Annotated in this window: 22 protein-coding genes and 1 riboswitch; of the genes, 7 read left to right on the top strand and 15 right to left on the bottom strand. The window is 45.2% G+C overall.

The features are described 5' to 3' along the window. Positions 1 to 88: 88 nt before the first annotated feature. Positions 89 to 1,069 (top strand): ComEC/Rec2 family competence protein, encoded by a 981-nt coding sequence (locus H171_RS21055; protein WP_100306880.1) that lies wholly within the window; start codon positions 89 to 91, stop codon positions 1,067 to 1,069. 134 nt (positions 1,070 to 1,203) lie between these two features. On the opposite strand, the gene H171_RS21050 is transcribed toward H171_RS21055, so the two are convergent. From H171_RS21050 to H171_RS21025, 6 genes are all read right to left on the bottom strand, one after another. After that, entirely contained in the window at positions 1,204 to 1,347 is a 144-nt protein-coding gene (locus tag H171_RS21050) for an AE-binding protein (RefSeq protein WP_100306879.1), read from the bottom strand. Between the two features lie 43 nt (positions 1,348 to 1,390). Next, on the bottom strand, positions 1,391 to 1,939 hold the full coding sequence (spoVT, locus tag H171_RS21045; RefSeq protein ID WP_100306878.1) for a stage V sporulation protein T: 549 nt from the start codon (positions 1,937 to 1,939) through the stop codon (positions 1,391 to 1,393). A 190-nt stretch (positions 1,940 to 2,129) separates the two neighbouring features. After that, on the bottom strand, positions 2,130 to 2,315 hold the full coding sequence (locus H171_RS21040) for a hypothetical protein (protein ID WP_100306877.1): 186 nt from the start codon (positions 2,313 to 2,315) through the stop codon (positions 2,130 to 2,132). A gap of 131 nt (positions 2,316 to 2,446) precedes the next feature. After that, positions 2,447 to 5,995 (bottom strand): transcription-repair coupling factor, encoded by a 3,549-nt coding sequence (mfd, locus tag H171_RS21035; protein ID WP_100306876.1) that lies wholly within the window; start codon positions 5,993 to 5,995, stop codon positions 2,447 to 2,449. A gap of 9 nt (positions 5,996 to 6,004) precedes the next feature. After that, a complete protein-coding gene (gene pth, locus H171_RS21030; RefSeq protein ID WP_100306875.1) occupies positions 6,005 to 6,571 on the bottom strand; it encodes an aminoacyl-tRNA hydrolase in 567 nt (188 codons plus the stop codon). A 214-nt stretch (positions 6,572 to 6,785) separates the two neighbouring features. Continuing rightward, positions 6,786 to 7,292, bottom strand: a complete 507-nt coding sequence (locus tag H171_RS21025; protein WP_100306874.1) for a tetratricopeptide repeat protein — start codon at positions 7,290 to 7,292, stop codon at positions 6,786 to 6,788. A 255-nt stretch (positions 7,293 to 7,547) separates the two neighbouring features. Further along, a riboswitch (purine riboswitch) is annotated at positions 7,548 to 7,643 on the top strand. A gap of 11 nt (positions 7,644 to 7,654) precedes the next feature. On the opposite strand from H171_RS21025, the gene H171_RS21020 reads away from it, so the two are divergent. Continuing rightward, entirely contained in the window at positions 7,655 to 9,064 is a 1,410-nt protein-coding gene (locus tag H171_RS21020) for an NAD(P)/FAD-dependent oxidoreductase (protein WP_100306873.1), read from the top strand. A gap of 95 nt (positions 9,065 to 9,159) precedes the next feature. On the opposite strand, the gene H171_RS21015 is transcribed toward H171_RS21020, so the two are convergent. The 8 genes from H171_RS21015 to H171_RS20980 form a co-directional block, all read right to left on the bottom strand. Continuing rightward, positions 9,160 to 9,957, bottom strand: coding sequence for an HAD family hydrolase (locus H171_RS21015; RefSeq protein WP_100306872.1), 798 nt, complete (start codon positions 9,955 to 9,957; stop codon positions 9,160 to 9,162). Then, the gene (locus tag H171_RS21010) at positions 9,954 to 10,538 is read right to left on the bottom strand and encodes a xanthine phosphoribosyltransferase (protein ID WP_100306871.1); all 585 of its coding nucleotides are present in this window, start codon (positions 10,536 to 10,538) and stop codon (positions 9,954 to 9,956) included. The genes H171_RS21015 and H171_RS21010 overlap by 4 nt, the downstream gene beginning before the upstream one ends. 29 nt (positions 10,539 to 10,567) lie before the next feature. Next, positions 10,568 to 11,662 carry a trigger factor gene (tig, locus tag H171_RS21005; RefSeq protein WP_100306870.1) on the bottom strand — a complete coding sequence of 365 codons (1,095 nt, stop codon included), beginning with the start codon at positions 11,660 to 11,662 and terminating at the stop codon, positions 10,568 to 10,570. A 206-nt stretch (positions 11,663 to 11,868) separates the two neighbouring features. After that, a complete protein-coding gene (locus H171_RS21000; protein ID WP_100306869.1) occupies positions 11,869 to 13,263 on the bottom strand; it encodes an aminopeptidase in 1,395 nt (464 codons plus the stop codon). Positions 13,264 to 13,296: 33 nt separating this feature from the next. Then, positions 13,297 to 13,746: a D-aminoacyl-tRNA deacylase gene (gene dtd / locus H171_RS20995; RefSeq protein WP_025230377.1), complete on the bottom strand. Its 450-nt coding sequence runs from the start codon at positions 13,744 to 13,746 to the stop codon at positions 13,297 to 13,299. 14 nt (positions 13,747 to 13,760) lie between these two features. After that, positions 13,761 to 15,560, bottom strand: coding sequence for a glycerophosphodiester phosphodiesterase (locus tag H171_RS20990; RefSeq protein WP_100306868.1), 1,800 nt, complete (start codon positions 15,558 to 15,560; stop codon positions 13,761 to 13,763). Between the two features lie 129 nt (positions 15,561 to 15,689). Further along, positions 15,690 to 16,373 (bottom strand): GTP pyrophosphokinase, encoded by a 684-nt coding sequence (locus tag H171_RS20985; protein WP_100306867.1) that lies wholly within the window; start codon positions 16,371 to 16,373, stop codon positions 15,690 to 15,692. Between the two features lie 229 nt (positions 16,374 to 16,602). Then, positions 16,603 to 17,535 carry a S1 RNA-binding domain-containing protein gene (locus tag H171_RS20980; protein ID WP_100306866.1) on the bottom strand — a complete coding sequence of 311 codons (933 nt, stop codon included), beginning with the start codon at positions 17,533 to 17,535 and terminating at the stop codon, positions 16,603 to 16,605. 173 nt (positions 17,536 to 17,708) lie between these two features. On the opposite strand from H171_RS20980, the gene H171_RS20975 reads away from it, so the two are divergent. From H171_RS20975 to rbr, 5 genes are all read left to right on the top strand, one after another. After that, complete coding sequence (locus tag H171_RS20975; RefSeq protein WP_100306865.1) at positions 17,709 to 18,434, top strand: phosphatase; 726 nt, start codon at positions 17,709 to 17,711, stop codon at positions 18,432 to 18,434. Continuing rightward, on the top strand, positions 18,431 to 19,360 hold the full coding sequence (locus H171_RS20970; RefSeq protein WP_100306864.1) for a LysR family transcriptional regulator: 930 nt from the start codon (positions 18,431 to 18,433) through the stop codon (positions 19,358 to 19,360). The genes H171_RS20975 and H171_RS20970 overlap by 4 nt, the downstream gene beginning before the upstream one ends. 97 nt (positions 19,361 to 19,457) lie before the next feature. Continuing rightward, the gene (locus tag H171_RS20965) at positions 19,458 to 19,853 is read left to right on the top strand and encodes a Fur family transcriptional regulator (protein ID WP_100306863.1); all 396 of its coding nucleotides are present in this window, start codon (positions 19,458 to 19,460) and stop codon (positions 19,851 to 19,853) included. A 112-nt stretch (positions 19,854 to 19,965) separates the two neighbouring features. Then, a complete protein-coding gene (locus H171_RS20960) occupies positions 19,966 to 20,508 on the top strand; it encodes an NADH peroxidase (protein ID WP_025230384.1) in 543 nt (180 codons plus the stop codon). A gap of 88 nt (positions 20,509 to 20,596) precedes the next feature. Then, a complete protein-coding gene (rbr, locus tag H171_RS20955) occupies positions 20,597 to 21,133 on the top strand; it encodes a rubrerythrin (protein WP_100306862.1) in 537 nt (178 codons plus the stop codon). Between the two features lie 150 nt (positions 21,134 to 21,283). Here rbr and H171_RS20950 read toward each other — a convergent pair whose 3' ends face one another. Further along, a complete protein-coding gene (locus H171_RS20950; protein ID WP_100306861.1) occupies positions 21,284 to 22,423 on the bottom strand; it encodes a M20/M25/M40 family metallo-hydrolase in 1,140 nt (379 codons plus the stop codon). Between the last annotated feature and the right edge of the window lie 129 nt (positions 22,424 to 22,552).

The raw sequence follows: 22,552 nt of genomic DNA, 5'->3' as shown, positions 1-22,552 counted from the left end.
GATTATCTAAGGAAGTTCGATTTGCCATTGGCTCATCTAACGGCCAATCTTCATGAAATAAAATATACAAAGGAAAACGGAGGTAACCATGAAGAATTTCAACATATGGAAAAAAATAGCAGCTTGTATTTTATTTTTAAACATTGTATTTACCGCATTTACCACTGAACTCTTAACACCCAGTGTTTCAGCCGGAGAGCTTACGATGCGGGGCATGGGCTTTGGACCGGCCCTTAATATCGGACCGGGAAGCAAAATTTTTAACGGCGGCAGCTTATCCCTGCTTTCTGATTACGACAACCGGCAAATGCTTTCCATGATCTTACAGGACAAAAACGGAACCCTTGTGGTCATTGACGGCGGCTGGGACATTGATGCCGCCCATTTGACGGAAGTGCTGCGTTCTAAGGGAGGGCATGTATCCGGCTGGTTTATTACCCATCCTCATTCAGACCATATAGGGGCACTTGTTCAGATTCTGAATAATCCAGACAGCCAGATCACCATTGATAATGTCTATTATTCCCTGGCGGACTTATCCTGGTATGAAAAGGTTGAACCTTCCCGGAACAGTATGGTCAACAGTCTGATATCTGCCCTTGCAACACTCCCCGCCGAAAAGCTGCATACTGTACAGAAGGATCAGGAGATCCAGCTGGGACAGATAAAAGCAAAGGTTTTAAACAATCCTTATCTTCTGGATGTCACCTCCGTAAATAATAGCTCCATTGCTTATAAATTTTTCCTAAATGATGTAAGCATCCTGGTGCTGGGTGATATGGGACCCGAAGCCGGTGAACACCTGGCTGCAGAACGAAGCGCAGAAGATTTAAAAAGCGATATCGTTCAGATGTCCCACCACGGCCAGTACGGAGTTAACCAGAATGTATATGCCATCATTAAACCTCAAATCGCCCTCTGGCCCTGTCCGCTCTGGCTGTGGAATAACGACAACGGCGGCGGAATCGGCAGCGGGGACTGGAAGACGCTTGAAACCAGGAAATGGATGGAAGAGCTGGGAGTAAAGGTAAATTATTGCATCAAAGACGGAGACCAGATCATCTATTAACCGGTTTCCGCCTAAAAAAGAAACGGCAGATGCCGTTTCTTTTTTTGTTATTACCTCATTTACTGTCCAAACCATCCGGACGGAGAGGTATGCTAAAAGGCTTACCTCTCCTGGATTATGGCATAAGCGTCCGGTTAATTTCCCCCGGGACCATCCCGCCTTGGCCGTTCTGATTCCGGTAATGGTTCAACGTAGAAACCATCTTTGTATGGTTCCGTATCAATTTCCGGGATATCGCCATCGTTATAATCATCTTCCTCTGGTACAAAAACCTTCATTTCTATTCACCTCCTGATTCATGTATGTTGGTTTACGAAAAGACTAGCCTTCCATCTGACGGCCTAAAAATCCGGCGGCCGTTGTAGCCAGCTTTATTTCCATATCTCCAAAACGTGCTCTTGGTTCTCTGCTCAATAAGGCTACTGCTCCAATTGCATCGCCCTCACAGATAATGGGAGCCACCACCTGAGCCGTTATTCCTTCCAGAGTTTCCCCTGACAGAGGAATAAAGCCCTTGTCATCTTTTCCGGCCACTACAACCGTGCGTTCATTGATAAGGTTCTCCAATTGCTTGCTGATGGTCTTCTGCATTAGTTCCTTCTTAGATCCTCCTGCCACAGCAATGATCTGATCTCTGTCGCTGATACATACGGTAAGTCCGGTAGTTTGAGCCATGGCTTCTGCATATTGGGAAGCAAAAGCAGTAAGTTCTACCATCGGAGAATATTTCTTTAAAATGATTTCTCCTTCCCTGTCTGTAAATATTTCAAGCGGAGTCCCTTCACGTAACCGGAGCGTCCTTCTGATTTCTTTCGGTATAACTACACGTCCCAGGTCGTCAATTCGTCTTACAATTCCAGTTGCTTTCATAATAAAAATTCCTCCATCTTGTGCGTTTTTATATCACTGATATTATTTTGCTACGAAAGCAACAGATTATACTTAAGTCTGCCATTTTTCCCAAAATTTAAAATCAGGGCCGACTTGTTAAAAAAAAGTCGAACCCTGATTTTCTAATCAGACTTAGTAAATTGCTTGAAGAAGCCGGGGTTTTCCCAGTTTAGAAGTCACCCTGTCTGACACGGCGTATCACTTGCTTTGAGGATGAAAGATATCCCTCATGGGCTGCTTTTGCAGCCGCGCTATCTGGAACGGGGGTTACAAAATGGTTTTCAAAAGAACCATATTTTTGAATTGTTAATTCATTTGAAACTCTCTGTAGAAGATACATACCTAAAACGTCCATAGCTACCACCTTTCTCCGAAACATTAATGGGAACAAAGAAAGCATCTGGGACAAAAGCCCTTCTTCTACTATTATTATATCATAAATAAGACAAAAATCAACCAGATGAACAGTAATTTAGACGTCAATTTTCACATTTTTTCATTCTTTTCTGACAATTCCAACATTTGCTTTAATATCACCTCAGCCTGGCTGATCATGGCATCAGTGGACTGATTTTTCTTTCTGTCAAGATACGTAAGCCTTGGTACTTCTCCCATCTGGAACTTTAAATCCCCGCGGTACTGATCAATGATCTTCGGAATCCCCTCTACCTTAAGCCTTGCATTCTTATACATGGTCAGGCGGACCTCCTGACGGTTGATATTAACCTCTGTCACATAAGCGCTGTGGGCCAGAGCCTTTAAGCCGGCCACCTTAAGCAAGTTATCAACAGGCTTAGGAATGTCACCGAAACGATCCATCAGCTCATCCTGCATATCCATATATTCTTCTTCGTTCTCAATGCTGGAAATCCGCTTATAAATATCAAGTTTCTGATATTCATTCTTAATATAGGAAGTTGGGATGTATGCATCAATGTCACAGTCCACCACGGTTTCATAACTTTCTTCTTCCTTCCTCTGTCCCTTAAGCTCTAAAACCGCCTGATTCAAGAGCTTGCAGTAAAGGTCATACCCTACTGCCTCCATATGTCCATGCTGTTCCGCTCCCAGAACATTGCCTGCCCCCCGGATCTCTAAATCCCGCATGGCGATCTTGATCCCGGAACCCAGTTCTGTAAATTCACGGATGGCCTGAAGTCGTTTTTCTGCCTCTTCCTTTAGCAGCTTATCCCGCTTATACATTAGAAATGCATAAGAAGTACGGCTGGAACGGCCTACACGCCCACGGAGCTGGTATAGCTGTGAAAGGCCCATGCGGTCTGCATCCTGGATGATCATGGTGTTGGCATTGGCAATGTCAAGTCCGGTCTCAATGATGGTCGTGCAGACCAGGACATCGATTTCTCCGTTAACAAAATCAAACATGATCCGTTCCAGTTCATGCTCGTGCATCTGCCCATGGGCAAAGGTTACTGCCGCCTCTGGAACCAGACTGGCAATATGGTTTGCTACCTCGTCGATGTTGCTTACCCGGTTGTACACATAATAAACCTGTCCTCCGCGGGAAAGCTCCCGGTGAATGGCCTCCCGCACCATTTCATCGTTATGCTCCATGACATAGGTCTGGATGGGCATACGGTCTACGGGAGGTTCCTCCAGCACGCTCATGTCACGGATTCCAACCAGACTCATGTGCAGAGTCCTTGGAATGGGAGTGGCCGTTAAGGTCAGGACATCGACATTTTCCTTCAGCTGCTTGATCTTTTCTTTATGGGCCACGCCGAAACGCTGTTCCTCATCAATAATAAGAAGGCCCAGATCCTTAAACTGCACATCCTTTGACAGGACCCTGTGTGTTCCGATCACAATATCCACCAGTCCCCGTTTTAAATCCTCCAGGGTCTTTTTCATCTGCCCCGGAGTCCGGAAACGGGACATTAAATCCACCCGGACAGGGAAATCCTTCATACGCTGGGCAAAGGTATTATAGTGCTGCTGGGCAAGGATGGTCGTCGGAACCAGATAGACGACCTGTTTTCCTTCCTGTGCCGCCTTGAATGCGGCCCTGAGGGCGATTTCCGTCTTTCCGTATCCAACGTCCCCGCAGATCAGACGGTCCATGATTTTCCTGCTCTCCATATCCGTCTTGGTCGCCTCTATGGCATCCCACTGATCCTCGGTTTCCTCATATGGAAACATCTCTTCAAATTCCTTCTGCCAGACCGTATCCTCTCCGTACTGAAATCCATGAGTCTGCTGCCTGGTCGCATAGAGCTGCACCAGCTCCCTGGCAATCTCTTTTACCGCGCCTTTTACCCTGGTCTTAGTCTTGTTCCACTGATCCCCTCCCAGCCGGTTCAGCTTTGGTTTTTTCGCTTCGGCGCCGGCATACTTCTGGATTCCGTCTAGCCTTGTCGCGGGAAGATATAAATTCCCGTTGTCGGCGTATTCTACCTTTAAATAATCCTTGATGACTCCATCCTGCTCGATTTTTTCGATTCCCCGGTAAATACCAAGACCATGTTCCTCATGGACCACGTAATCACCGATGGAAAGATCCGAAAAGTTTTGAATCTTGGTTCCTTCATAGGAGGTCTTTTTCCGTTTCCGCTTCTTTTTTTCCACGCCAAACATATCGCCTTCCGTTATGACGATAAATTTTATCATGGAATATTCAAAGCCCCGGTGGAGGTTTCCAAAGGTGACCAGGATCTCCCCTGGCTTTACCTCCTGACCCTCTCCCCCATCATCAGGACAGTAGGCCCGTAAATCATACTCTCTTAGATCTCCTGCCAGACGGCTGGCCCTGGTCCTGGAAGCGGATAAAAGGATTACCCGGTATCCTTCCTTTTTCCATCTGGTTAAATCCTTTATTAAAAGCTCAAACCCATTCTGATAGGTATTTACATTCTTCACCTGGAAGCTATAGCGGTTTTTTACTGTAAAACCGGAAAGCTTCTGTTCAAGGCCGGTCAAATAAACTGTCGTCTTTGTCTGGACCCTGGCCAGCATCTCTTTTGCAGTATATAGAAGACCGGTCTGTCCCGGAAGGAGGTAACCGTTTTCCAGGCGGTGTATCATGCTTTCCCTGAACTCCATTTCAACGGTTTCTCCTTTTTCTTTCAACCGTTCCGGCTCATCCAGGAAAAGTACCGAATTTTCCCCGCGGAAATACTCCAGAAAAGACACGCTCTCCCGGCAGAAGTAATGGATATAGCCGTCCAGCCCGTGCTGCCGGAACCCTTCCTTAAGCCCTTCCAAAAATTCGGATACAATGGAACGGATCCTGGCGGACTCCTGGATTTTAGACTGTGCCCTTAAATCCTTCTCGTATTTTTTTAATTCCTTTTCCAGGGATTCGATTCCCTCCTGGATCTGACCCCCTGTCAAAGCCATTTCCGTGGCAGGATAGATCCGTATGCTCTCTAACTGTTCAATGGATCTCTGGCTCTCAATATCAAAGGTTCTGATGGAGTCAACCTCATCATCCCACAGCTCAATACGCACCGGCAGCTCCTCGGTCAAAGGGAATACGTCAATGATCCCGCCTCTGATGGAGAACTGTCCCATGCCATCTACCTGGGCCATACGCTCATATCCCAGCTCTGTAAGACGTTTTTTCCATTTTTCTACGTCAATGGTCTGACCGCCTTCCACAGACAGCACCTGTTCCTTAAGATACTCAAGCGGAAGAAGGTGGTCCATAAGCCCGTCAAAGGTCGTGACAACCCAGCCGGAGGATTTCTCCATCAAATGACGGAACACAGTCATACGCTGCTTGGTCAGTAAATTTCCGTGGATGTCCGCGCTGAAAAACAGAAGATCCCTGGCCGGATACAGCCAAACATCAGGATCAAAGAAGCGCAGGTCCTCATAGATCTCCCTGGCTCTGGTGTCATCATAAGTAACCACCAGCCTTAAGCCTTCCTGTTTTGCCGATTCATACATCAGATGAACCTTTTGGGAATCCATACAGCCGCTGGCCATGACAGGTCCGGCTCTTTTTAACAGATCACCGGAAAGGTCTTCAAAATCCTTTAATTCCCTCAATGGTTTTTCAAATAGATCACTCATGAAATCTCCTTACTTCTTCCTGTTAAAATGGTTCATCGCTGCTTCCGCTCCCTCTGTAACCACCATAATAGCTGCTTCTGCTGCATCCTTGTACGCCTGGTCCATAATCGCTGCCTGTTCTCTGGGGAAACGGCCCAAAACATAGTCCGCCAGGTCCATTTCCTTTGGCTTTTCACCCACTCCCACACGGATCCTTAAAAATTCCTGGGTTCCCAGATGGTTTATGATGTTCTTTAAGCCGTTATGGCCTCCGGCGCTTCCCTTTGACCGGATTCTTAACTGGCCTTCCGTTAAGTTGATGTCATCGCAGATGATAATGATGTGGTCTGGCTCCACCTTGTAAAAATCCGCCATGGCCCGGATGCTCTCTCCGCTTAGGTTCATAAAGGTCTGTGGTTTTGATAAAATAACCTTTTCAAATCCGATCCTTCCGGTTCCATAAAATGCCCTGTGCTTTTTTTCCGTTACACTGGCCCCCAGTTTGTCCGCCAGAACGTCCACAGCTTCAAACCCTACATTATGTCTGGTTTTTTCATATTCCCTGGTGGGGTTTCCTAATCCTGCGATGATATACATGATGATTCTCCTTATTATTGTCTATATTAATTACGGTTCCGATTCATGACTTTTTAGGGGTTTCAAACGCCCGAAAAGCGTTAGATTTCCCAAAACCGGGGGGTCTAACGCTGCTTTTTTTATTTTAACAGCTGGATCTTAAGATGTAAAGGCTAACACAGCTTTTTTATTTTATAAAAGCATCCAGCTTTAACTCCTTCCAGAACAACGGTCGTTAAGTAGTTAAATTGTCAGTTTTACTTTCAAAGGATTTTATCGCATTTAAAGCGTTTATAGCCATTTCATTATCTGGGAAGAGCTTAAGTGTCTTCTGATAGTATTGTTTCGCAAGCTCAACGTTTTCACAATGTAAATAACAAAAAGCCAAGTTGACTAATGCCATCTCGGTATAAGAGTATCTACTTGAAGATAATAACGTAATATAACGATACTTATCAATCCATGAATGCTTGCAAAACAAATCATAGCTTTTTTTGTATTCTTCAATTGCTTGAGTATAATTTCCCATTTTTGTTAGCAAAATTCCTTTTCTATGATTATGTGCGATACCTCGCTCCAATACCATAGATAATACCAGGTAAGTAGCTGACCCAAGAATGACATCTATGTATATTGGTCTAATAAATAAACTAAAGACAAACATTAATGTTCCCATTACAGTTAACTGGGGAAATATTGATATCCAGGCGGTTTTACGAATAAATGTTTTAGCTTGTTGCATTTAATTTGCTCCTACATAAGTTAAAATTTAAATTTTTCACCCCCGTGCCATTAACATAATATGCACGGAAAAGAATTTACCTAAGAATAAGTATACTCAACCTTCAGGCCAGGTGCAAGGACGAACTATTGCCTTCAGGTATATAAATATGGAATCAAGGGAATCCTTCACTGTGGATAATTAAGATCAACAAAATACATATAAAAAAGTTCCTCCGATGAATGGATATCTCTTGTCTTTTCCGTATCCACTATGATAGAATAAAGCTGTTGCGCTTATATAAGTTCATAATCGGTTGAGCGTTTCTACCAACTACCATAATAGTTGACTATAAGGGTTAGAAGGAAAAAGGAGTGATGTTCATGAAGGATGTTTCAAACAATTACGACGTCATCATCGTTGGTGCAGGCCCCTCAGGTATTTTCTGCGCCTATGAGCTGATCGAGAAAAAGCCGGACCTTAAGATTCTAATGATCGAAAAGGGCCGCCGGATCGAAAACCGGACCTGTCCGAAGCGGACGACAAAAACATGCGTAGGCTGCAAGCCATGCTCCATCACCACAGGCTTTGCAGGAGCCGGAGCATTTTCCGATGGAAAATTATCCTTATCTCCCGATGTTGGCGGAAACCTCCCTGAAATACTTGGATATGATAAAACAGTGGAGCTGCTTAAGGAATCAGACAACATTTACTTGAAATTCGGCGCAGACACCAATGTTTATGGCGTTGACAAGCAAAAAGAGATTCAGGAAATCCGCCGCAAGGCCATTGGAGCCAACTTAAAGCTGATCGAATGTCCCATCCGCCATTTGGGAACGGAAGAAGGCTATAAGATCTACACCCGCCTCCAGGAGCATTTATTGGAGCAGGGAGTTGAAATGGCATTCAACACAATGGTAAAGGATATTATCATCGAAAATAATAAAGCGACGGGCGTCATCACCGATAAGGAAGAGATCTGCTATGCACCGGAAATCGTGTCCGCCATCGGCCGCGAAGGCTCTGACTGGTTTAGCCACATCTGTGAAAACCACGGTATTGAAACCAAGGTGGGAACTGTAGATATCGGAGTCCGGGTAGAGGTCCGGGACGAGGTCATGGAATTCTTAAACAAGAATCTTTATGAAGCAAAGCTTGTTTACCATACCCCAACCTTTGACGACAAGGTTCGTACCTTCTGTACCAACCCTTCCGGTGAGGTAGCCACAGAATACTATGAAAACGGGCTGGCAGTTGTCAACGGTCATGCCTACAAATCCCAGGAATACAAGACTAATAACACCAACTTTGCAATCCTGGTATCCAAAAACTTTACAAAACCCTTTAAGACTCCCATTGAATACGGCAAGCAGATCGCCCAGCTGAGCAACATGCTCTGTGACGGCAAGATCCTGGTACAGACCTTTGGCGATTTCCAAAGAGGCAGACGTACCACAGAGGAGCGCCTATGCCGCAATAATCTGATCCCCACCTTAAAGGATGCGGTTCCGGGTGATTTATCCCTGGTATTTCCTCACCGCATCATGGTTGACATAAAAGAAATGCTTCTTGCACTGGACAAGGTGACTCCTGGTATTGCCAGCGAGGAAACCCTGTTATACGGTGTAGAGGTAAAATTCTATTCCAATAAGGTTGTGGTCAATACGGACTTTGAAACCAGCGTAGAGGGCCTGCGCGCCATCGGCGACGGTGCTTCTGTAACAAGAGGGCTTCAGCAGGCATCTGCCAACGGATTAAGCGTGGCCAGAAGCATTCTGGCAGCCATGAAATAAGAGTAAAAAGATTAAAATAAGAGTTCCAAGCAAATGTATAAAAAACAGATGGAAGCATCAGCTGATGCTCCCATCTGTTTTTTCTCTATATTCGATCAAGCCAGTCCCAGCTTCTTCATCGCATAGGCCACTCCATCGTCTTCCACATTCTTGGTATAAAAGGTTGCATAAGGCTCCAGCTCCACGCTGTGATGCCCCATAAGAATGCAGTTCTTCGCATATTCAAACATAGATAAGTCATTGGTACTGTCACCAAACACATAGGTATCTTCCAGAGCGATTCCATAGTGCTTTAAAACCAGTTCAATGGCTGTTGCCTTGGAATACTGGGAAGGAACGCATTCATAAAATCCACTGCCCCGGTCAATGATCTCAAAGTCCAGTCCCAAGGCCCGGGAAAAACCTTTTAAATCACTTTTTTCGTCTGCAAAAACACAGAACTTATCAAAGTCGTAACAGTCCTCATCCCAGCCGTAGGGCGATAAGTTCCCCTCCCGTTCTACGATTTGCCTCATTCTCTCCACCTGTGGAAGGCGGGAGGTTCCTTCTTTAAAGTAACAGCTTTCCGTTCCTTCTAAAACTCCATCCAGGTCATATTCCTGTATGATACGCTTGATCTCAATCCCCCGCTCGTGAGGGATCGCCGCTGAAAAAAGAACCTGGTCTTCCGCTATAATGCGGGTTCCGCAGCCGCAGCAATAGCCATCCACCTGGATCAGCTCTTTGATGGAACCGATCAGGCAATCAGTGCGCCCGGAATTGATAAATACCAGATGACCATTCTTTCGAGCCTGTGCAATTGCCTCTTTAGCACTTTCAGGCACATTCCGGTTTACCTCGGAAAAAAGCGTGCCGTCAATATCGAAAAACAAGGCCTTTCTTTTCTCACTCATCGGTCACCCCTAAAGGATATGGTCCCTGTTGTTTCATCCATGCTTTCCACAATGGCCAGGGACTCTACCTGGATTCCTTCCGCTCTTAATCGGTCTCCACCGGGCTGGAAGCCCTTTTCAATCACGATTCCTGCGCCAACCAGCTTTGCACCGGAATCCTTTACGATTGCAGCCAGACCTTCCAGGGCTTTTCCGTTGGCTAAAAAATCATCAATCAGCAATACCTTGTCACCGGCTCCCAGGAATTCTTTGGAAACCATGATGTCATAGGTCCTTCCGTGGGTAAAGGATTCCACCGGAGTGGTATATACATCACCTGCTATATTCTTAGTCTTTGATTTCTTTGCAAATACCACAGGTACATCAAAGTACTGGGCCACGATACAGGCTATGCCAATGCCGGAAGCCTCAATGGTTAAAATTTTATTGACTTCATAATCGGCAAAGCGTCTCTTAAATTCCTTTCCAATTTCTACGAACAGCTTGATATCCATCTGATGATTTAAAAAACTGTCTACTTTCAGCACATCACCAGACTTAATCTTTCCATCTTTCCGTATTCTGTCCTTTAAAAGCTGCATAAAGGTTCCCCCAATCGTAAATTATTCATTTATTTAATAACTGCGTTCTCTGTAAGGAAATCCATTACTTTATTGTTTATAATATAATCATCTACATCAAACTGGCCTGCGGTCTCGATCATCTTTTCAGCGCTTTCATATCCCATCTGCACTGCAACTTCCTTACGATCTTCATCTGTGATTGTGATTCCCTCTTTTTCCGCTATGGCGTTTACGATCAGTCTCTGTTCTACAGTCGCCTCTGCCTGGGTCTTTATGATATTCTTAAAGTCCTCTTCACCCATTCCGGTAAATGCTCCTACAAAGGTCTTAAAGTCCATACCGTAAGCGGCTGCCTGGTTTGTATATCTGGCAATCATGTTATTGAAATTAGCATCAACGGCTTCCTGCTTTGGTTCCACTTTAGAACCATCTAAGATGGCAGTGTAAATATCACTTTTCATCTTCTGATCTGCTTCATCGTTCTTATTCTGCAAAAGAGTCTGCTTCTTGTCTTCCTTGTATTCATCTACTGTCTTAAAGGATGTCGTTTCCTGAACAAAAGCATCGTTTAATTCAGGAACCTGTTTTTCTTTAACAGTATTGACTGTTACATCAAATACCACAGCCTTTCCTGCCAGATCTGCATTCTGATAACCTTCCGGGAACGTAAGGTTTAAGGATACCTTGTCCCCCTTTTTCGCACCTACAAGGCCGTCTTCAAATCCTTCGATAAACTGGCCGGAGCCAATCGTCAAGTCATAGCCCTGAGCTGTTCCGCCTTCAAAAGCTACACCATCCTTAGTTCCTACATAGTCAACATTAACCACATCGTCCTTCTGAACGGCCCGGTCAACCTCAACATCCTTTGCACTTACGGATAAATCGTTTTGAACCGCCTGGTTCACTTCATCATCGGTCACTTCTACTGGTTCCTTGGTCACTTCAATTCCCTTGTAATCTCCCAGGGTGACGGTACCATTATCCACACCCGTTAAATCCTCGACAGCCAGAGTTTCCTGTGCTGAGCTTCCCGTTGCTTCCGTCTCAGTTTCTGCAGGCTTTTCTGCCGGCTTTTTAGAACATCCGGAAATAAGAGCGGCGGCAACCAAACCGCACATACAAACTTTAAAAATTTTTTTCATAATATGATCCTTTTTCTTTCTATTTTTAATAATTGATAAAAAAAGTGCTTCCAGTCAGTTATACCATATCGGGCAAGGTAAAAAAAGCTTTTTCCCGAAATTAACAAAAATTTCAAGATTCCGTTATATTTAGCCGAATCAGGTAAGTCCCCTATTTCAAATGTGAAAAGCATTAAGTGAGGGGACTTGCCCGCTGAAAGGAAGTATTATTTGTAAAATGCCCGGAAAGCCTTGTATGTATTGTATACATCAAGCTTGGAAGAAAGCTCAAAGGGAGAATGCATGGATAGAATGGGCACTCCCAAATCCACCACATCCACATTCATATGAGCCACATATTTGGCAATGGTGCCGCCGCCGCCCTGATCCACTGCGCCAAGCTCTCCGATCTGCCAGTAAATACCTTCCTGCTCCATCATGGCGATGATCTTTGCCATAAGCTCCGCACTGGCATCGTTGGAACCTGATTTACCCCGGACACCGGTGTACTTGGTCAGGACGCAGCCTTTATTTAAAAAGCAGGAATTGCGGTCCTCATATACCTGGCCAAAGGTAGGATCATAGGCCGCATTGACATCGGAGGATAAGCAAATGGAGTTTCTGAGCACCTTTCTTACATCTACCTGAGCCATGGCAGCCAGATCCTGAATGTAGTGAAGCACAAAATCGGAATCTAAGCCGGTATTTCCCTCGGAACCGACTTCCTCTTTATCTGCCAGAACGGTGACCGACGTATATTCAGGCATGTTGGCATCGATTTCAGCCATAAGGGCCGTATAGGCACATACCCTGTCATCCTGTCCGTAAGCACCGATAAGGCTATGGTCCAGTCCTACGTCACAGGCCTTCTGGGCAGGTACCAGCTCAATCTCAGCGCGGAAGAAGTCCGCTTCTGTAATTCCATAGCGATCGTTTAGCAGCTTTAGGGCCAGAAGCTTTACAGGCTCTTTAAGCTCCGCCTCGTCAATAAAGGGAATGGAACTAATGAGAACATTCAGTTCCTCGCCCTTTAAACCATCTCTTAATTTCCTGTCATTTTGCTCACCTGCCAGATGAGGAAGCAGATCTGTCACGCAGAATACGGGATCGCCTTCCTTTTCTCCGATGTTTAATTCCACAATCTCACCGTTTTTCTTAATGATCACCCCGTGGATGGCTAATGGAACTGTTCCCCACTGGTATTTCTTGATTCCGCCGTAATAATGGGTCTTAAAATAAGCCAGGTCATTTTTTTCAAAAATAGGATTAGGCTTTAGATCCAGCCTTGGGGAATCGATGTGGGCACCATTGATGCGAAGCCCCTGTTCCATTCCCGCTTTGCCAAAGGTGGTTGCAATGATGGCCTTGCCGCGGTTCACATAGTACACCTTATCGCCAGTCTTATAGCTTCTTCCGGCTTCAAAGGGACGGTATCCCTGCATCTCAAGCATTGCCACGGCCTCTCTGACGCATTCCCGTTCGGTCTTTCCGTTGTCCAGAAATCTTTTATAGCCCTCGCAGAACATCTCCGCCTCTTCACGCTGATAAGGTGCATCCTTAGCGATATGCGGAAATTTAAATGTCAGTTCCTCCTGTAATTGTTGTCCTTTAGTTTTTTCCATTTTATGATTCCTCCATATTATAATGATAATTAATTAACAGATTTCATCGCTGTCAAGAACCAGAGTAAACGGTCCGTCGTTTAAAAGCTCTACCTTCATATCGGCTCCGAAGCTTCCATGCTCTACCTGGTTTCCATAGGTCTTTAACCGCTCTACCACGTATTCATAGAGGCTGTTTGCAAGCTGCGGTCCTCCTGCCTTTGTAAAGCTTGGGCGGTTGCCCTTCCTGCAGTCCGCATAGAGGGTAAACTGGCTGACCACCAGGATTTCCCCTCCCACATCTGTCAGGGAAAGGTTGGTCTTCCCATTTTCATCGGGAAAAATCCGTAACTTGCATATTTTATCTGCCATTTTATCAGCGATGGCTTCCGTATCCGTATCGGACACTCCTAAAAGAAGCAGAAAGCCTTTTCCAATGGCGCCGATCTGCTGCCCATCAACAGTAACCTTTGCATGGGCAACCCGCTGTAAAACAATCTTCATATCCATTCTCCTGTCTATTTTAATACCAGTCTTAAGTATTCCATAAGGGTTTCCGTAGCCGCTTCCCGGTATACAATCTCTCTGGCAAGCACCGGGTAATCCGTTATAATATTATCCACTCCCAGCATCTTCATCCGTTCCATTTCGCTTTTGTTGTTCACCGTCCAGGCATGAACCGCCTTTCCTTTTTTATGGGCGGCTTCCACCAGCCTTTCGCTCACAAAGCTGGAACGGAGGCTGATAAAGTCGATAGAATCGCTGGAATAATAATCTCCATAGGCAGCTGATATAATATAACCAGTGCGGATATCAGGATCCATTTCCTTGATTCTGCTTAAATAGGACAGGCGGACAGAAGTCACAACACACTGTTCCTTCATCTGGTATTTCTCAATCAGATCCCTGACCTTATCCGGCAGCTCACTGCCGCTTCCTAAATCCTTGATCTCAATATTTATATTGATCCGACCCTTGCAGAATTCCATAACCTCCTCTAACGATGGGATCCGTTCGCCCTCGTAATCAGCAGAAAACCACTTACCCACATCCAGCTGCTGTAATTCCTCAAAGGTGTAGGAGCTTATGGCACGGTTTATTCCTGAGACTCTTTTTAAGCTGATATCATGCCCCAGTACCACCACGCCATCCTTTGTCTCCTGGACATCGATCTCCACAAAGTCTGCCAGGTCATCAACGGCCCTTGCCATGGCGGCCATGGTATTTTCAGGGGCTGCTCTTGAGCTGCCCCGGTGGGCGGTGATCTGAATCACGCTGAGCAAGTCGGTGGTAATTGCAGAACCATTCCGCACAACTCCAAATAGGGAAAACAGGCTGAATGCCGCAGCCACAGCCATGAACAGGGCCGCCAGCTTCCTCTCTCCATACTTGCTGCCGGAATAATCGCTGCTTTTACTCCTTTTAGCAAAGTTGCTGGTAAATCCGAAATACTGAACGCTTAATGCACCCCAGTTTCCCACAGCCAGGAACAGACTGGTTAAAAAGATCAGCACCATCTCGATCCGGCCGCATGCTGCCGGCAGGATGGCCAGGGCCAGACTGTTGTCCGTAAACAAGGTCACTCCCACGGCGGCAATCAGCACACAAAATGCATAGATAAGCCAGAGTCCTACTACAGCCACTGCGTAATAAATGGTTAAAAGAATTATAACCTTTAATATCCGGTGCCTTAAAAGCCATAGGCTTCTAAAATACCCATCCCTGAAATTCTTCTGCTCCACCATGCAGGCATGAATGGTATAGATTCCGGGAATGACGACTGCCAGGAGCAAAACCACAAAAAGGGCCACAGACACCTTTCCCGCAGGCTTTTTCAAAATCTCGGATATAACAAAATTAAGAGGCTTTACGTGGGTCAGCATCTGGTAGATAAGATACAGGTTTACAAGCCCGTAATCCGCCAGTATGAGAAGCCCCAGCCGCCAGTTTTTTCTGCGGATCTCATGGGCCAGCTTAAAAAAGCCGCCGGTTAAGATCTCCCCCATTTTAAGCTTCCGGGAGTAGAAGGCCCCCTCATACAGCGTAAGAAGGCAGCCGGTCTCCAGCATAAGAATCAGGATTCCGATAACCACCATCACCGCAATCATAAGGACCGTCCAGGGCTTTGCCAGGAAATAGCCGATGTTTCCGGCGGTCAGATAGCTGTATCCCGCCATGCGCAGCGCAAATAAAAGGCCTTTGTTTAAGAGAAGCAGATACAGGGTCGTGGTAACCAACCGAAACAGCAATTCAAAAACAAACGCATTTTTTTGATTGAACTTTATGATCTTCCAGGTGTCTTTTGTTAATGTACTCATGCCATAACCTTCTTTTTGCGGAAAGAATTAGAAATATACTTTGGGAATTTTCTAAGCTGCGGCGGCATTCGCCGGATGAGTATGCGTAAAAAGCAGCCTCAGCGAACGGAATCGTCAAGGCTGCATCTTTTAAGTCAATTCGTCCTCATCTATCATGTCCTCTCCTGCTGTCTCCCGCTGCTGAGCCTCACTCAGTTCCAGAATCGCCTGGTTTAAGGAAAACATCTTCCCATCCAGCATATTCACCACATCCGCGCAGGCCTTCAGCTCCTGCTGCAAGTACGCAGGTGCATTGCCTTCAAACTTATAATATATCTTATGCTCCAGGCTTGCCCAGAAATCCATGGCAATCGTCCTGATTTGAATTTCCACCTTGGTGTCCACCGGACCATCCGTCAGATAGATGGGAATGGTTATTACCATATGATAGCTTTTATAACCGTTAGGCTTTGGATACTTAATATAGTCCTTCACATAAAGAACCGTGACATCGCTTTGCTTTGTTATCATCTCCGCAATCTGGTAAATATCCGATGTAAAAGAACAGATAATCCGTATCCCTGCAATATCATTTAATTTCTCCACCATGTTGTCGATTGTCACATCATAGCCATACCGCTTCAGCTTTTTCACAATGCTGTCCGGGGTCTTTAGCCTTGACTTAATGTGTTCAATGGGATTGTAATTATAGATATGCACAAACTCATTATTAAGTATTTCGATTTTAGTACTGATTTCCTTTAATGCCGAGTCATACAAAAACATTACAGATTTCCACTGATCGACCTGATTAAATGATTTGGGAATGTTCATTCCAATTCCCCCCTCTCTCTCGCACCCGCATTTCCAACTAAAAAAAACACGCTTTGCGGGTTTTTTTAGCCTCAGCGGCATTTGCCAAATAAATATGCAGGCATATTTTTTCGGCTCATGATTCGCGCAAGTCAGCGAGACAGGGGCAGCCCCATCGCCCGGCAGCCCCTGCTCCTCAAGAATAGTATACCATAGAAACCTGATATTTTATATTCTTTTTCCTGATTTTCTAAAATTTCAATCCCTTTAAGAGCGCCGAAAGCCCTGTAAATGCAGAACCTTCTTCCTTGTAATCAAAGACCTCTTCATTCGCTTCCTCTACCTCCTGGAGGGCCTTCATGCTTAAGCTTATCTTGTTATCCGCTATGGATATGATCTTCACCTTTACCGTCTGTCCCTCCTTTAACACGACCCCTGGATGCTTGATCCTCTGGGTGCTGATCTGTGAGATATGAAGAAGGCCGGAAAGCCCATTTTCCAGGTTAATAAACGCACCGTAATCTTTTATGTTGTCCACCGTTCCCTCCATGATGGACCCTACCTCGCACTTTGCGATCTTTTTGTTGGTTTCTTCCTTCTGCTTCATAAGGGCCGGCTCTTTGCCTGAAAGCACAAGCTTATTGTTTTCCTCGTCTGCGGTGATGACTGTGACTTCAATGGTCTTTCCATTATATTCCTCTAAGTCCTCCACATATTCCCCCGCCAGCTTGGAAGCCGGTATAAACCCCCGGATCCCCTCCAGGTAAGCAACAGCTCCGCCTTTTACGATCTCAGCGATTTTTACATTGACAATGGTTCGGTCCTTTAACAAACCGTCCAGGGTTTCCCAGGCCTTCTGGTCACTCGCCAATTTTTTGGAAAGGACCACGTTTCCTTCCCTGTCATTGGCGTTTATAACTGTTGCCGTGATTTCGTCCCCAGGCTGGATTTCCCTAAGCAGGTTAAATTCCGGGTCATTGCTTATATTCTCCTTGTCAATGATCCCCTCCGCATAATATTTCAGATCCAATGTGACCTTGTCCTCATCCACACTAATAACGGTCCCTGTGAGAACATCTCCTTCTTTTACCCTTTTAAAGGATGCTTCCAGTTCTGCGGCATAATCAGCCATAGTCTCTACTGCTTCTTCCCTTACGTCTGTTTCCTTCATCTCTTCGCTCATTGATATCTCCTCCGTTCATAAATCACTCAGTTCTGCATAAAATCTACCTATATATTTATCACATCCCGCCTGATATTTCTATAGTTTTCTCAGTAAAAATATGTTATATTTATATATATGAAATATTTTCCACTGGGGATGCCCCCAGGCCAGATACAGAAAGGACAAGAATCATGAACGACATAATGGACCTGCATACCCACACCGTAGCCAGCGGACATGCGTACAACACTTTATATGAAATGGCTAAATCTGCCTCTGAAAAAGGCCTTGCTCTTATGGGCTCTACGGATCATGCACCTAAAATGCCAGGAACATGCCACGAGTTTTATTTTATAAATTTTAAAGTAATCCCCCGTAAAATCTACGGAGTCAATATACTCATGGGCGTTGAGCTTAATATTATGGATCACACAGGGCGTGTGGATTTGCGAAAAGGTCTTCTGGAAAAAATGGATTACTCCATTGCCAGCCTCCATGAACCCTGCTACAAAAGCGGAACTTCCTCTGAAAATACAAGGGCGTATCTTGGAGCCATTGAAAATCCTCTGATCCACATCATCGGCCACCCTGATGACAGCCGTTTTCCGGTGGATTATGACACCCTTGTTTCCGCCGCTGCTGAAAACCATACCCTTTTGGAGCTTAATTCCAGTTCCCTTCATCCCCTAAGCGCAAGAATGAACGCCGCGGAAAATTACCGGACCATGCTGGAGCTTTGCAAGCGTTATAAGGCTTCCATCATCATTGACAGCGACGCCCATACGGAAGCAGATGTGGGAAACCATGTGAGGGCCTTAGAACTTATTGAAGAATTGAAATTCCCGGAAGAACTTATTGTAAACACTTCCCTTAATAAGCTCATTCCCTATATTCCGAAGCTGGAGGCTTATCTATGATCAACTTCCTGAACCTGGAATATTTTCTGGCGGTTGCGGAGGAATTAAATATCACCCGTGCTGCCAAGCAGCTGTACATCTCCCAGCAATCCTTAAGCAGCCATATTTCCAATCTGGAAAAGGAGTTTGATGTCCAGCTTTTCAACCGTACCATGCCGCTTACCCTGACCTACGCAGGCCGGGCCTTAAAAGTCCGGGCAAAGCAGATGCTGGACCTAAAGGACGAAACCTATCGGGAGCTTGCCGATATTAAGGATTTTACCACGGGACAGCTTTCCATCGGGATCTCCCATACCAGGGGGCGCTTCCTTCTCCCTGCCATCCTTCCCGCTTATAAGGAAAAGTTTCCAAACATTGAGATCCATCTGGTAGAGGGAAATTCTTCCGAGCTTAGCACTGCCCTGATCCACGGAAACATCGATCTGATGATCGACCTCCTTCCTTTTAAAGTGGATCATGTGGAAACCGTTCCTATTTGCGAAGAGGAAATCCTTCTTGTGGTTCCGGACCAGATTCTGGACCGGTATTTTCCGGGACAGCAGGAGGAGATGATAAAGGTGCTGGAAGAAAATGCGGACGTGCAGCTTTTAAAGGACTGCCCTTACCTTCTCATCAACAAGGGAAACCGGGTGCGTACCATTGCCGATGAAATTTTCGAAGATGCCCAGCTTACTCCTTCCATTCTTTTGGAGACAGAGAATATAGAAACAGTGCTTGCCCTTGCAGCCAAGGGAATGGGAATTACCTTTTACCCCAAAATGTTCATGTCCGGTAGTCCAAATGCCGGTATGAAAAAGACAGGACTTCATTTTTTCTCTTTAAATTACAGGCGCAGTCACGGTGTTCTGGCATTCGGCCGCTATAAAGGCAGATATTTATCCCAGGCTACGGAAGAATTCATACGGATCGCACGGGAGAACCTATAGCCAAAATATAACTGTGGATTGACAAAAGGGCTGAAATCCTTTATTATTAAATAGTAACAATTACTAATATAATTATTATTTTAGAAAAGGAGCGGCCATGAAAACATTAAAGTATAGCCGTCAACGGGAATCCATTAAAGCCTGTCTAATGGCAAGGCACGACCATCCCACTGCCGATGCTCTATACACATTGATCCGTGAGGAATATCCCAACATCAGCCTTGGAACCGTATACCGCAACTTAAACCTTCTGGTTGAGCTGGGTGAAATCCAAAAGCTGACATGCGGAGATGGCGCAGACCGCTTTGATGCGGACACTTCGCCTCACTACCATTTCGTATGTAAGCATTGCGGAAAGGTCAGTGACCTGCCACTGGCCCCTATGGATAACATCAACCATATGGCTCAGGAGCATGCGGACGGCACGGTGGACAGTCACACGATTTACTTCTATGGAACCTGCAAGAATTGTTTTGAAAATAATTCTCGATAACACTTGACATCAGGATAAAGTTATGGTAAATTAATATCAGTAATAATTACTGTTATCGATTACTATCAATAACAAACTATAAATATTAAAAATAAAAAGGAGACATGAGATCATGAAGAAATGGGTTTGTACTGTATGCGGTTACGTTCACGAAGGGGAGACAGCTCCGGAGTTCTGTCCAGTATGCAAGGCTGCTTCTGAAAAGTTCAAGTTACAGGATGGAGATATGTCCTGGGCCTGCGAGCATGAAATCGGCGTTGCACAGGGTTCTCCGGAAGACATCATGATGGATTTAAGAGCTAACTTTGAAGGCGAATGCTCAGAGGTTGGTATGTATCTTGCAATGTCAAGAGCTGCTCACAGAGAGGGCTACCCTGAGATCGGCTTATACTATGAGAAGGCTGCTTTCGAGGAGGCTGAGCATGCTTCTAAATTTGCAGAATTATTAGGCGAATGCGTAACCTCCAGCACAAAGAAGAACCTGGAATTACGTGTTGCTGCTGAGAATGGTGCAACTGCAGGTAAATTCGATCTTGCAAAACGTGCAAAGGCATTAAACTTAGATGCAATCCATGACACCGTACATGAAATGGCAAAAGATGAGGCTCGTCACGGTAAAGCATTCAAGGGCTTATTAGAAAGATACTTCGGTTAATACACCTTTAGGGAGCGGCATAATAAACTACCGCTCCCCAATTGCAATGTATAGATCAAACAAAATTCAAATCAGGAGGGTTCATACGATGTCCAAATATGCGGGAACAAAAACAGAACAGAACTTAAAAGATGCTTTTGCAGGCGAATCCATGGCAAGAAACAAGTATACATATTATGCATCCGCTGCCAAAAAGGCAGGCTATGAGCAGATGGCTTCCCTGTACTTAGAAACTGCTGATCAGGAAAAAGAGCATGCTAAGATGTGGTTCAAGGAATTGCACGGCATTGGTACCTTGGAAGAAAACTTAGCAGATGCTGCTGCCGGTGAAAATTATGAGTGGACCGATATGTATAAGAAAATGGCAGAGGATGCCAGGGCAGAAGGCTTTCATGAATTGGCTCTGAAATTTGAATTCGTAGGAAAAGTAGAAGCTGCTCATGAAAAACGTTACTTAAAGCTGCTTGACAGCTTAAAGAACGACAAAACCTTTAAGGGTGATGCTCCTCTTGGCTGGAAGTGCCGCAACTGCGGTTATATCCATGAAGGACCGGATGCTCCTGAGATCTGTCCAACCTGTGCTCATCCTAAGGCTTATTTTGAAAGAAAAGTGGAAAATTATTAATTCCTTCTGTTATGGCTGCTGCCAGATGATTTGAAGCAGCTTTTGAACAAAGTAATAACAGGTGAAACATGAAAGTACGCCTTGAAACAGCTTATCAAAGCCCTATCAAGGCGTATTTCTTTTCATCCGGCCCCGGCGAATCCTTCCCGCTTAAAAATAAGATAATATAACTTCAAAGGCGATCCTGTAGCCGTCCTTTAAGCTTTCTGTCTCGATCCATTCCTGTCTCGTATGGGCCAAGCCGCCCCTTACAGCTCCAAAGCATACGCTTGGGATGCCCATGGATAAGGGTATGTTGCAGTCTGTGGAGCCTGGGCCTTTCTTTGGCCTGCTCCCTGTGTGCTTATAAATGACCTCAGAAACATGTTCAGCTAATTCCTTTTCACGCTCCTCATCCACGGCTCCTGTACATGGACGCTCTCCCATCAAGGTCGTGTTTACCTCTATCATCTTAGCCCGGTAGCTTTCGATTACACTATGAAAATGCCTGTCCATAAAATCCAGATCTTCTCTGCTGTCCGAACGGAACTCATATAGCATCTCAGCCTGCTGGGCAATGGTATTAACAGAAGTTCCCCCTGAAATCATCCCCACATTATAAGTAGTTTTCGTCTTTGTCTCCGGCACCTTCAGGGTATAAAGGGTGTTGATCAAAGAAGCCAGGTAAGCTATGGCATTCCGGTTTCCGAATTTTCCAAAGGAATGGCCTCCCTCCGTTAATATCTCCACCTTATATCTTTTGGAACCTACCGCATCATTTACGATTCCATCCATATATCCGTCAAGAGAATAAAACGCTGTCAAACGGCGTCCAAAATCCTTTATGATCTGCCTTGACCCTTTCAGATTTCCAAGTCCCTCTTCCCCGGCATTTGCTACCAGAAGCATGCCGCCGTTTTGGGGCAGGATCTTTTTTTGCGCGAGGTACTTTCCACACATGAGAAGTGCACAAAGGTTCGCCGTATCGTCGCCGATCCCAGGTGCCTTGATCTTTCCTTCTTCCACGACCATAGGAAGAGGTTCTGTATCCGGAAATACCACATCCGTATGGGCTGCGAACACAACCACCGGGTTATCTCCGGTACAGCCTATGGGATATATAACATTCCATGCAGAATCGATATACACTCCCTTTGCTCCCTGTTTTTCCAGCCAGTCCCTGCAGAACCTGGCTCGTTGTTCTTCATGATTTGAAGGCGCCGGTATTTTTCCAAGGGTTAAAAGCAGATCATAAGCTTCACCGCTGTGATCCTCAATATACTGCCACATGTCCTTTAGCTGTTCATTCATGCTCCCTTTACTCCTTTTCCATAGATTGATTAACTCTTCTGATTCCGTATTTTTTCTACATTATTCTTTATCTCAGAATATCTTATCACATGTACGGCCTTTTCACCTCCTTTAATTCCCAAGGACCTG

It is taken from the genome of [Clostridium] celerecrescens 18A (genome assembly GCF_002797975.1).
GTDB lineage: Bacteria > Bacillota > Clostridia > Lachnospirales > Lachnospiraceae > Lacrimispora > Lacrimispora celerecrescens.
This window is presented reverse-complemented; position numbering and strand designations above follow the sequence as displayed.